Origin of the sequence: Sphingobacterium phlebotomi, from assembly GCF_008180195.1 — a bacterium.
Lineage (GTDB): Bacteria > Bacteroidota > Bacteroidia > Sphingobacteriales > Sphingobacteriaceae > Sphingobacterium > Sphingobacterium phlebotomi.
In genome coordinates this window covers 83,092-96,332 of record NZ_VTAV01000001.1, presented here as the reverse complement: position 1 = coordinate 96,332, position 13,241 = coordinate 83,092, and the positions used below count along the sequence as shown (strand labels likewise).

At 43.0% G+C, this 13,241-nt stretch carries 7 protein-coding genes; all 7 read right to left on the bottom strand.

Annotated elements, in window-relative coordinates:
* Entirely contained in the window at nt 1–2,520 is a 2,520-nt protein-coding gene (locus FXV77_RS00375) for a glycoside hydrolase family 31 protein (protein ID WP_187443956.1), read from the bottom strand.
* Nucleotide 2,521: 1 nt separating this feature from the next.
* Nucleotides 2,522–4,297 (bottom strand): endo-dextranase, encoded by a 1,776-nt coding sequence (locus tag FXV77_RS00370; protein ID WP_222867671.1) that lies wholly within the window; start codon nt 4,295–4,297, stop codon nt 2,522–2,524.
* Nucleotides 4,294–5,757, bottom strand: a complete 1,464-nt coding sequence (locus FXV77_RS00365) for a SusF/SusE family outer membrane protein (protein WP_148917247.1) — start codon at nt 5,755–5,757, stop codon at nt 4,294–4,296. Before FXV77_RS00365 ends, FXV77_RS00370 begins: the two co-directional genes overlap by 4 nt.
* Nucleotides 5,758–5,776: 19 nt before the next feature.
* Nucleotides 5,777–7,264, bottom strand: coding sequence for a RagB/SusD family nutrient uptake outer membrane protein (locus tag FXV77_RS00360; protein WP_148917246.1), 1,488 nt, complete (start codon nt 7,262–7,264; stop codon nt 5,777–5,779).
* A gap of 19 nt (nt 7,265–7,283) precedes the next feature.
* Entirely contained in the window at nt 7,284–10,286 is a 3,003-nt protein-coding gene (locus tag FXV77_RS00355) for a SusC/RagA family TonB-linked outer membrane protein (protein ID WP_148917245.1), read from the bottom strand.
* Between the two features lie 207 nt (nt 10,287–10,493).
* A complete protein-coding gene (locus FXV77_RS00350; protein WP_148917244.1) occupies nt 10,494–12,179 on the bottom strand; it encodes a DUF6377 domain-containing protein in 1,686 nt (561 codons plus the stop codon).
* Nucleotides 12,180–12,285: 106 nt separating this feature from the next.
* Entirely contained in the window at nt 12,286–13,152 is an 867-nt protein-coding gene (locus FXV77_RS00345) for a DUF808 domain-containing protein (RefSeq protein ID WP_148917243.1), read from the bottom strand.
* Nucleotides 13,153–13,241 lie beyond the last annotated feature (89 nt).

The following is a 13,241-nucleotide window of genomic DNA, read 5'->3' as shown; positions in this document are numbered from 1 at the left end:
TTATTTTCCATTTATACTTATCATTACTTTCTTTCTATTATCCGGAAAACGAACCATACATTCGCCCGTCTCCTCATTCCATGACCAGGCTATCTCCTGGCTATTGTTCGCTAACGCTACATCTTCAAACAAGCTTCGTTTATTAGCAGCAGACTGACCATCAACTTTTACTTCCTGTGGTGCATTTTCAATATGGAAATACAATACGATATTACGTCCCGCTGCCGGAGAATAACCTTGATCTTGCGGCGTTATCTCCATGCTATATCCTGTATCGGTTGTGGTGCAGGTAAACCCTGTTTGTGAAAACACATCTTTTTGATAGTCCAAGCTCTCGCCATCATCTTCATATAAGGTAAAGGAAGCATCTTCCCCTTCATAGTTCGGGAATATATGTGCTTGAAGCGGATAATCAGCTTTTTCATGGATATATTGCATAACCGGCATCATCGGAACAATCGAGCCCTTTTTCACAAACATCGGGATGACGTGTAACGGTGCCCGATAAGCAATCGTTTCTCCTCCGAAATAAGTCGTTTTCTTATCATTAAAGTCAATCCATTCACCTTCCGGCAAATAAAGCCGTTTTACCCGTTCACCTTTTTTCAGTACAGGTGCGACCAACAATTCTTGTCCGAATATAAATTGATCCTCCACTTTAACCGCCTGGTCGTCATCCGGATATTCCATGAATAGTCCGCGTAGAATAGGAAGCCCCGTATCATACGCCTGTCGTCCGTAAGTGTATAGATAGGGGAAGAGTTGATATTTAAGTTCGATTGCTGTCTTGGCATTTTTCTCCGCTACCTCACCAAAAAGCCACGGTTCTACTGCATTGTCGCCTTCGTGGTGTGCTCGGCTCAGTGGATTAAAGATACCGAACTGCATCCAACGCGTATAGAGCTCGGCCATGGCGGGATAATCGGTTATATCGCCACAATAGCCCGTTATATCGGTGGTCCAGAAAGGAATCCCACCAAGCCCGGCGGAAATACCCACTGCCACCTGGTTGGCAAATTGCCCCCATCCCTGCAACACATCCGCTCCATTTCCGCTATCGCCCGACCAACCAAACGTGTACCGTTGCAAGCCGGCATAAGCAGCTCTGGTCATCTGAAACACACGCTTATTCGGGTTGCGCTTTTCAAACTGTTCTTTCACCACTTTATCCCATGTAAATCCATATACATTATGAATCTCGTCATGCATCCCGATATGATGCTGCATATACAGACGATCGGTATCTTCTTCGTTGCTCCATGCCGGTTCGCCCATATCCGTCCAAAAGCCGTGCGCACCGTCAGTCAGCGGTTTTTGCTGCAGCTCGCCCCACCAGTCTGCTACTTCTGGAATCGTAAAGTCCACGATACCACAGTTACCGCCCCAAGGCCAAGGCATATCATACGCTTTGCCGGTACGGCTATCTTTAACCAAAAACCCTTTATCGTTCGCTTCTTGCCATTGTTTCTTGTTCGCCTGCGATATGACAGGATCCTGCGACAGAATCATCTTGAACCCATTGCCTTGCAATTCCGTCAACATAGCTTTCGGGTTTTTATAATTCCCTTCCCGCCAGTTAAAGTCTTGTAACCATTGCGTCCAGCCTATATCCTGGTATATAATATCGATAGGTATCTGCCGTTTTCTAAATTCCGCAGCTATTTCCAAAGCCTGATCTTCTTTTGTATACATTCCCCGGCTCTGTGCAAACCCAAATGCCCACTTCGGCGGCATAATAGGCTTGCCTGTTAGGGCAATATACTGGCTTTGTATATCTTTATAATCCTTACCGTAGATAAAATAGTAAATAAAGGCTCCGCCCGGTGCTTCAAAGGAGTAGAACTCGTCTGACTCCGTTCCGAATTTAAACTCGGTTTTGTAGGTATTATCCAAAAAAACACCGTAGTTATAGCTACTCATGAAAAACGGGATACTCTTATAGAGCGGATCTTCCTGGGTACTATAGCAAGGCCTGTCGCTATTCCACATCTTATAAGAACGTCCACGTCTGTTCAACGGCCCTGTCTTTTCGCCCAAACCGTAAAACTGCTCATCACTACGTAGGACTTTATGGGCGACAACTCGCGTACCATCGCTCTCATGCCCGCGGTCTTGGTAATCACTGAAAATCAGTTTTTGCCATTTGTCATAGATAAGCAATTGCATATCCTTTTTGTGCAACCTCACCCGTAGTTTGGAAGTGTAAATCTCAAAGCTCGACGGCTCATCGTTCACCGTGATTTTTCCCACATCCTCCAACGCTTCATTCACAACGGCAAAGGAGGGATTGCTTCTCTTCAGCTCACCACTGGGATCAAACCAGATCCGCACGACCGAGCTGCTGTTGAACTTTAATTGCAATTTTGCGCCGGCATCACAATGAAAAGTGACGACATTCCCTTCTACTGTGTAACTAGAGCAATCTTTCGGTTTTATTAATTCTTGTGCAAACAGGCTTGGAGACATCCAAAGCCCGAATAGCAATAGGAGTAAACATTTCAATATCTTTTTCATCATCATCTTAATATTCTATAACCAGCATATCCCAATATTGGAGACGGGGTAATGTTACCGTAATTTCGTTTCCTTGTTGTTCCACGGGCAATTCCTGAGGTGCACCGGCATCCACATCCGGTGATGCCGTCCATACTTTTTGAACTGACCCGGCAACCGGAACCTTGAAAGTAGCATCAGTTAAGGTGTTCGGTTCACGCTGCGTACCGTTGTTGTCCCGCCATTCCATCGTACTGGCGTTGTTAAAATTGACAAAGTGAATCACATCCCGGTTGCTAAACCGACGACCGTAGGTACTCACGCGCCCCTGTACGGCATTTCCATTGGAAATCTGAACATCTTCACGCTGCGCTTGGACAGCGGACTCAAAGACATCTCCCCCATCTCGAAGCAGATTCTGATAGCCGACCATAAAATCGTAGTAGGTGATGAGCTTATCCTTAGTCCTTCCTCGTAATTGCAGATTATTATTGGGGAAATACTCATTGGTTAGATAATGTTCCCCTATTTCGAGATGTGCTCCCCCATTGGCAAAAATGACAGCATTCGTCAATACAATGCCCGGCTCATTCACAAATCCGGGTTGATTCGAACGCCCATAATTCATATAGGCTGCTAACACACTGTTTTTCTTATAACCACTGTAACGGTAATTATCATGGATAATCCCAACCAGTTGATCAAAGGAATTGAACGGATCCCAAATCTCGGTATACAAAAAGTCTACTTCCGATGTTCCAATCGGACTCTCCTGTCCGTATTGCGTCACCGAATTCATCACATGGTATTTATCCGGAAATACAGCAATGGTCGATTCAATAAACGGTTTGTAGGCTTGTGCCAGATCGACCTCATTGCCATTGTAATCGTAAACCGTACCACGGCCACCAAGTTGGTCAATATGAAAACCATCAAAGTCAAACACATCATATACCTCTTGATGACGCCTATTGAGATATTCCTGCCATTCCACATTTGCGGGATTAGTCAAGTATATACTGCTGCGAAACGGGGGATCAAGTGGATGTAGATCTTTTTCCTGCCGGTCAGCGTCCTTGAAAAGATACCACTCTTCCCGAACACCATCACTTGCGGCATTCGATAATGCTCCAAACAAAAGGTTATAAAACATGGCCTTCATACCCTTATCTTGTGCGGCATGAATATAGCCGTCTACCGTAGACTTGTAATTGATGCGTCCTATCAAATCCGGCCAGCTTTCCGCCGGGTTCTCCGGTGTTCCGGCTAGTGGTTTCTGGTGGTCGTATTTCCAATCGTAAAACTGCACACCGTTGATATGGAAACGACTGAGGTTTTCGATATTCCGTTGGATAGCGTCCGTGGACAGCCGTTCGTAGCTAGAAACGAAGCCATACCTCGGGAATTTTGTCCATTCCGACGATACATCAACCGCTATACTATATAACGCCTTTTTCTGTGGATCGTCCTGCTTGTATACATACACCAGATAACCCTTAAAATCATCTGATGGAGGCGACCAGGTCCATGAAGAGCCTGTTAGCTTCTCCTCTTTCAACACTTCTCCCAAATGGGTATAACATACGGTCAGCTCCTGTGGATTGACGTCGCTATCCAAAGAGAATCTCACCTGATCACCAGGTTTATACACCGCCATATCCGTGTTCAGCACAGGTTTAAAATATGTTTCACCAAAAGTGATTGGATCGGAATCTACGTCGTAATAATCTTTACAGCTTCCCGATAAGAGTGCAGCACAAACCAACAAAGACCATGATACTTTTTTCATTAGCTTCTTTCTCATTGTTTTTCAATAATTACAGTGTGTTTCAATTGATCTAGTGTGATGGTGTATGTCCCTCCTGTTACGATCATCCACTTATTATCCGGATTGGAGCCCGGATAGCTGAACAGCATTTGTTCTGTCTCTCCAGTTGGTTCTAGTCCATCTGTGGGTGCGACAAACCAAGCGCCATTCCAGTCGGTCTGTTTATCACAGCTAAACTTTAATTCACCTGCCTGTAACGTTCCTGTCCAAGTAAAAAGATAGGGGGTATCTCCTTTGACCATTGCGGTAGCATTTCCTACATCCCATCCATTTGGTGCGGCATCTCCTACGAGGTATATATTTGCATAAGGTGCGAAAGGCACAATATCCATTTTGTTTTCGCGTAAATCCAGTTTGATTTTATACGTACCGTTCGGAACCCTCCATTTATAGTCATCTCCGTTTTCACTTTCCGACCAGCTGACAACCGGTAGATCTGTCCCGGCTCCCTGACCATCGGTCTCCGGCCTTAAGAACACCACGCTCGGGTCAAAGTCAGGGAGCGTAGCAATCTTAAATTCGTCTGCCGGTTCATTAGAACTTAGTAGTGCATTGTAATGAAATACAAATGGATCATTCACATCTCTCACCATTGGCTGGAAAGACCAGTCCGTAAACCCGCCGACAAGCCATAACTCACTATAAGGCGCATCCTCTGTCGGTACAATTTCGATGGCTAGGGAAATAAGATTGACCTTCAACTGGTAAACACCTGCTTCCGTAATGTGGAAGGGTTCGTCATAAGGATCTTCTTCCGATTCCCGGAAATAAAGTGAACTATTGTCCGTTCCTCTGCTATAGGATGGTACAAAGTTTCCTTCGGTCGTAATAAACTTAAACTCGCCCGGCATTAGCGATCCTTGCCATACGAATGCTCCAGGTGTCCCCTGCACAGCATTCATCTGGGCCGGGTTATCCACACTCCAACCATTTGGCGTAGCACTACCGATCAAGAATAAGGTCGAACTGACGGGTTTATAGGTCTGTATGGTAATCGATACCACTTCGGATATCTGCGGCTCGATATTATCAGCCTGCACCTCAGCCGTAACACGCGCTTCGAGTTCCACCACATCACCAGGCGCTACGCCAAACTCGTTCATCAATAACGTATTGAGTGCTGCTGTCCGATAGATATGTTCCGTATTTCCTTGGTTGTACGAACTATGGACGGATTCTTCGAAATCTGTGCCTTTCAACGCCAGCTCAAAAGTATACTTAATAGCCGCGTTTGAACCAAAATTAGAACCCGGCGTCCATTGAAACGTAACCGCATCACTTTCTGGGGCCGTAATCTCTAAGGTGACATCAGACTCACTTACAGACAATACCAAAGGACCATCGGGATAATCTATATTTCCAAAATCATCCTTACAAGCGCTAAATATTACGGGTAATACCAAACATAAACGCAGGATATGATATATTTTCTTCATCGTCTTCATATTTAGCTGTTTAATAACCAGGGTTCTGTGTTAGGTTAGGGTTAGCATCTCTTTCTACCTGTGGAATAGGCAATAACAAATGCTTTCTTGCTGCATTCAGCTTTCCGATACCCTGCAGAAAATCCAAAGCATATTGCCCATTATCCCAACGGATCATGTCAAACCAGTAATGTCCTTCAAAAGCCAGCTCGATGCGTCGTTCATGCCGTATCTTATCCCGCATTTCACTTTGAGACAAGCCCTCTAACTCCTGTCTGTTCGTTAATCCAGCCCGCTCTCTAACTTGATACAACGGCGCTATCGCTTGTTGGGTATTGCCAAGCTCATTAAGTGCTTCCGCTTTCATCAACAATACATCAGCATACCGCAACACCATGATGCTGGCCGAATTCGTGTTATAGTCTGGTGATACCGACAGCGGTACCAAAAACTTCCGGACATTATAGCCTGTTGAAGACATAGTTGAACGATATTGCTTACCATCGAACAGCGGACCGCCTTCATACAATACCGTCTTATCTTTACGTAAATCGCCTTCCTCGTATTGGCTTACAAATTCTTCTGTCGGTTGGTTCCAACCATAGCCTCCGCCTACCCATCCGGAATTACGTGGTCCCATGTAGGTACTCAACCAATTTGCCTGATTTTCATCGTCCCAAAAATCGGCATTTGTGAGTCCGTAATATTGAACTTCAAAAAGTGATTCAGGCGTATTTTTATGGCGGTTTTCGCCGCCGAAACAATCGCTGTAATCTGCATTTAGTATATAGCCATAGTCTTCCACTAGATCACACATCTCGATAGCCTGCTCATATTGTCCCAATGTCAGATATACCTTTGCCAACATGCCTGCTGCTGCACCTTTCGTTGCACGACCTTTATCCTCATCACTGTAATCTTCCCGACGTGGAAGCAGGTTGATTGCATCGGTTAAATCAGGGATAATCACTTCGCTATAAATCTGGTTCTTATCAACCCGTGGTTGATTTAGGTCATCATCGGGTTTTGGTGGTACTAAGCTCAACGGTACATCACCGAAAAGCTGCACCAAGAGGAAATAATAATGTGCACGGAGGAATTTCGCTTCGCCTATAAGACGATTTTTAAGGGTCTCGTCCAACTCCATATCGGGGATATTTTCTAATACCGTATTACAGTATAATATACCGGGATTTGGTCCTCGCCATAAATCCACCGCTGCAAAGTTATCCGGTCCCGTAGAGAAGTTCGATAACTGTATAGTCTCAATACCATCATCCCCCCCACCGGCACCCACGACGCTATTTCCCGCCATGATATCCAATGTCCAGATACGCATATTATATAGTTTCGGGCGTTGTAAAGGCTGATAAGCTGCATTTACCATCGCTACGGCTGACGCGGCGTCTTTCACCGATTCGGCACTTGGATCTTCAAAAGGCTCTTTGTCCAAAAAACCGGAACAGGCATGGAATAGCAAAGGGAGAACAAAAAGTGCTGTATAAAATATCTTTTTCATAATCGTCATTCTTAATATTTTAGAATCTGAAATCTACTCCTAAACTCAAGTTTCTCGTAATGGGATAATTACTGTTATCTACACCTCCGATGACTTCCGGATCAAAGCCCGAATAGTTCGTCCAGGTCAGTAAATTTTGTCCGGAAAGGTAAAACCGTAGATTGCTTATTTTCATACGTTCCAATACAGCAGTCGGAAGCGTATAACCGATCGTCACATTTTTCAAGCGCAAATAGCTGCCGTTTTCCAAAAAACGATCGGACGTACGTGTATTTCGATTGGGATCACTGTAAATGGCACGCGGCATTTCGTTGCTCGTTCCTTCACCAGTCCAACGGTCTAATACTTTGGTTGTCTGATTACGGATCGTGTACATTCCTTCCAGTGTCACACGGTTAGCATTGTATATTTGGTTGCCTGCTACCCCCTGTAAGAATAACTCCATGTCGACGTTTTTATAGGAGAACCTGTTTCCCATCGCAAAAGACCAGCTTGGCGTCGGGTTTCCCAAATAGGCACGGTCATAATCATTGACCACACCATCCTTGTTCAAGTCTAGAAATTTCATATCGCCAGGCGCTGTACTATTCGCCGGATCTGCCCCCTGATATTGATGAGCATAGCTATTTACCTCTTCCCAGTTCTGGAAAACACCATTCGTTTTCCATCCGTAGAAAGCAGAAACGGGTTGACCCACCGTATGAGATTGATAACCGAAATAAATCGGGACATCTCCGTGTAGATTAACAATTTTATTTTGGTTATAGGAGACGTTGAAATCAGAATGCCACTGGAAATCGCCACGCAGATTATCGCTACCAATGGTCAATTCCCATCCTCTATTTTCTACCTCACCGGCATTGATCATCGGGGTATAGATATCGGAATATCCTGTTGTGATGGGCACGACCATGCTGACCAGCATATCGGATGTTTTCTTCACATAAGCATCGAACGTAACATTGATTCTATTTTCGAAAAATGCTGCGTCTATACCGATATTCGTTTGTTTGATGGTTTCCCAACGAATGTTCTGATTGGGCATCACCAAGGGATAAAGGGTCGAAACGGGCGTACCGTTGAATACGTATCGCGATGTATTAAGACGTGCTGCAGCGGCATAGGTATCTAAAACCGCTTGATTACCCGTAACACCATACCCTGCACGTAGCTTCAAATCACCGAATGTAGGATTCTTATTAAAAAAATCTTCCTCGGATATCCTCCAGGCCGCTGAGAACGATGGAAATGTTCCCCACCGATTAGCAGCTGTAATACGGGATGTACCGTCATGGCGTACTGTTGCCGTCAATAAATATTTATTGCTGAATGTATAATTGGCACGACCAAAGAAAGACAACAATGCCCATTCGTTGCGACTGCCTCCAACCAGAGGATCAAGTAATCCATTGTTCAGCTGGTTATTGTTATCGGATAAAAATTCCTTGATACTACCACTCATGTAGTTATATTCATTGTTTTGGGCACTGGAACCGACCATTACATCGACATCATGTAAACCAGCAAAGGTATTGGTATAGGTTAGTGTATTGTCCCAGAGGTAGGTCAAACTCTTGTTAAAGCTTTCTCCACGATAGGAATCGGGTACAGGTATAGGTTTCCAGTCGTATTTTGGTGAGAAATTCACATTATCCCACACTTTATAATCCAGTCCTACGATGGACTTGAACGTAAAATGATCTAGAAAAGTTGCTTCTGCATATAAGTTACCCAATAAATTATACCCGTTTGTCGTGTTTTGTTCTAACGATGCTGTACCAATCGGATTCCGAATATCGCCATAGAAAATGGCTTCATTACCGGGTCCGGAGAAACTTCCATCTTCATTGTATATCGGTTGTGTAGGGAGCGATGCCAATGTATTCAGCACATCGTATGCGCCCTGGTTTTTAACATCATGGCTCAAGGTCAGATTATTCCCCAATTTTAACCAAGAAGTTTGTTTCGTTTCATTATTAAATTGGAATGTATAGCGCTTGTAGGAAGTATTCAATACAATACCATCCTGATTCAACACGCCGCCGGATACATAATAAGTGTTTTTTTCTCCTCCTCCGGAATATGCTACAGAATAATTAGACAGGCGATCCCTTCGTAATAATGCATCGATCCAATCTGTTCCCTCCCCTAAAAGAGTGGGATCTGCAAAATCCGGCCGCTGCCTGTTATTATTATTGAACATCATTTCGTTATGTAAGGACGCAAATTGGCTAGCATTCAACATTTTGGGAAGGCTTGTCGCTTCCTGGATGGCAAAATTTGCACTCGCTGTCACCGTGCCTTTGTCTTTATTTCCCTTTTTGGTCGTAATTAACACCACACCATTTGCACCACGGGATCCGTATATGGCTGTCGCCGAAGCATCCTTCAAGATATCGATAGTCTCTACATCGTTCGGATTTAAGGCGTTTAAGGCGAGATCTGTAGGCACACCATCTATAACCAGCAAAGGAGCGCTATTATTGATAGAACCTAAACCCCGTATCTGAATCGCTACATTGCTCCCGGGGGCACCGCTATTCACAATCTGTACACCCGATGCGCGTCCCTGTAATGCCTCTCCGATATTGGCTACGGGGCGATCTTTCATAGCTTCTGAACCTACGGAAGCCAACGAACCAGTCAAATCCCGCTTACGGACGGTACCATACCCAATAACAACAACCTCATCCAATGCTTCCTCGCTTTCTTGCAGCACAATAGTATATACCGACGAAACATCAATCTGTTGCTCAGCAAACAGGTATCCTACAGATGTAACATGCAATATATCGCCCGTTTCTGCCTGTAGTAAAAAATATCCCTTTGTATCTGTTCGCGCAGCTGCGCTTTTTCCTAATACAGCAATCGAAGCACCTTCAATAGGATTTCCTGTCGGATCCGATACCGTTCCGGAAATACTTCTTTGTTGCGCATACACATTTGTATGTAGCAGCACACTTACTATAGCAAGTAGGAGATACACCACGAGAGGACGCGTGTGACGTAGAAAAATCTTCATAAATACCGTTTTATTTTATTGATAACAAAATTTATAATTGACTACCACCCAGCTAAGGTTTATATCTGGAAGTCTGTAGACAAAGCTAAGTAGGGTTTTAAGTCTAAAAAAGGGCTACAAGATAAAATATAGACGCTAAAAAAACACAACAAACTAAAAATAAGCAAATTACACGTCTTCCAATTGATGAAAAATATAGAAAGTATATTAATATATCTTATTGATTCTTCCTATTTTCATCACCATATCGTCAAAATCTTCCCGCGGAACTCGGGCTTTATTTCGTATTCGGGTGCGATAGCTATAAATGGTATTGGTAGAATAGTGAAGAAAACCGGCTATTTTTGAACTGTCAGTAATACCCAGTCGGATCAAAGCAAATATTCGCAGCTCCGTATTCAAAAGCTCGTTGTTTTTCAGGACAAAACGTTCTTCTTCCAGTAGCAGGGAATTAAAGTCTTCCACAAAATTGGGATATATATGAAGGAAAATATGATCGAATGTAGAAAATAATTCCTTTACTTCTCTTTCGATCATATCTCTTGATTTCAAACGTTTTAGGAGCTCTTCCATTTTGCCTCCCATAACCATCTTTTTCAGTACGGTTTGAAAGTGCTCCAGTTTATCGATATAAGTAGAGCACAGATCCAAAAAGTGGCCAATATAGGCTTCCTTAATATGATTGGCTTCTGCCAATTCTTTATTAACGGAGGATACTTCAAGATTCGTTGTATGTAATGCTTCATTGGTCGTATTTAATTGCACATTTAGCTCTTGCAAACGTTGGTTTGCTTCAAACAATTCTTCCCGTACCCGATTTATTCTTTTCATTTGCCTATAGACGTAAATAATGGCTATAGTCAGAAAAATAGACAAGATGCATACCACAGCCAAAAAGAGTGTCAAGATAGATTTTTTCTGTGCTTCATTTTCCTGGTAGGCTGAATCAATAATGGGAAAAATCTGCGATGCTTCATACGTGCGAAAGCGCGCATTACAAAAAATAGCGTCTTCCATAGAAGACTGTATACATTTATACGCCTCTTCAATGTGTTCTGTTTCATAAAGCAAAGAGGCCAACGCCTGCATAGCCGCATTCTCTTTAATAGCATTCTTGATGTCGTATACAGAAGATTGTATTAGGTACTTACGCTGAAGCAGAATATTCCCTTCCTGCTTAAAAACCGTCGCTAAGGCAAAGCAAAGAATAGCTCGTTCGTGGTCTTCTTCTTCTGATTTGTCCAGCAGGTGTATTAATATTTTTTTTGCTTCTTCCGTTTTCTGATGATCAAGTAGCTTTTCGGCATATACAATCTGATATTGATTGTTTTGTGGATCTAATTCATGTAACAACGAATCTCGATAAGTATTACTTTTCGCTTCATATTGCTCATCGTAATGATTGGCAGAAGAATAAAACTTATATAATCTTTTCCAAGCATCATAATATTTAACACGTAGGTGCTGTGACAGCTGTTCGCTCGATATACTCGTTAAAATATTGTATGAATCGATATACATCCCTGCAGTAAAATGTAGAGCCGCCAAGTCAAGATAACTCTCCATAACCCAGTCTTCATCGCGGTATTGTTGCGCTAATTGCAAACTATATTCAGCATATACTATAGCCGAGTCCAGTTTATAGGGGGTATATTCTTTATAAAGTTGATTTGCAATGGAATATTTGATGGTATCGCGCGTGCTGAGTTGATTGAATGTACGTGCTAGTTCCTGGATTTTCATTTCTTTAACATCCATAAAATCCTGTTTTCTATCAATCAACGGTATCAAGTCGGTCAACGTAGCATCATATCTCCCTGCCGTCTGACATAAGGTAGCTGACGATGAAATCGTTACCAGAAGAAGAAGAAGAAGAAGAAGCGGTCTATACATAATCAATACGCCAACATAGGATGGTTACAGGAATACATTCCGTTTAGTCATCCGACGAAAATAACAAAAATAACTAAATCGGAGGTAACATTCTAGCAGCCACTCTCTATACCTCACACTTCACAAGAACTTTCTTAACTACCGTAACAATTAGCACCACGAGTATCCCGGCGATTAAGCCAACGACAAACTCTTTCAATACGGATGGTAATGACGGAAAAAGATGATGAATATAGTCAATATTATGTACGAAGATACCGCCTGAAACCAGTATCAGCGCGATGGTACCGATAACAGCCAAAGCCTTAATAATAACAGGTAAGGATTTTACCAACAGATTTCCCAAGCTAGAGGAAAAGCCCTTTCCATTACCATATTTAATGAGTCTATACCCGGTATCATCCATCCGAACGATGAGTGCCACTATGCCATACACGCCTACCGTCGCCAAAAGTGCCACGATAGAGACAGTCAGAATCTGTATGGTCAAACTTCTATCCAACACCGTTCCCAAAGCGATAATGACGATCTCGACAGACAGGATAAAATCGGTTGTGATCGCTGATTTTATTTTTGCGTTCTCCGCTGTCTCATCCTCCTTTACTTTTTTTTCTACCGCCGGAGCCGTTTGTTTTGGACGATGAAAGAAATATTCAATAATCTTCTCTGCTCCCTCATAAGCAAGATAAAACCCTCCCAAAATCAGGGCTATCTTTATGGCAATCGGAAAAAAAGCGTTCAACAATAAAGCAATCGGAACAATAATGAGCTTATTGATGAACGAACCCTTGGTAATCGCCCATAGAACAGGTATTTCCCGGGACGACAAAAAGCCTGTTGCTTTCTCTGCATTGACAGCCAAATCGTCGCCCAAAATACCTGCGGTTTTACGAGTAGCGACTTTAGCCGTCACGGCTACATCGTCCATTAATGCTGCGATATCGTCCAAAATCGCAAAAATACCTGATGCCATATTCGTCTATATAATAGGAAATAAAAATAGAAAATAATCTTATATTTAAAGTTGTAGTTTTAGATTTTCAGTTTTTTATATCGCGTTTG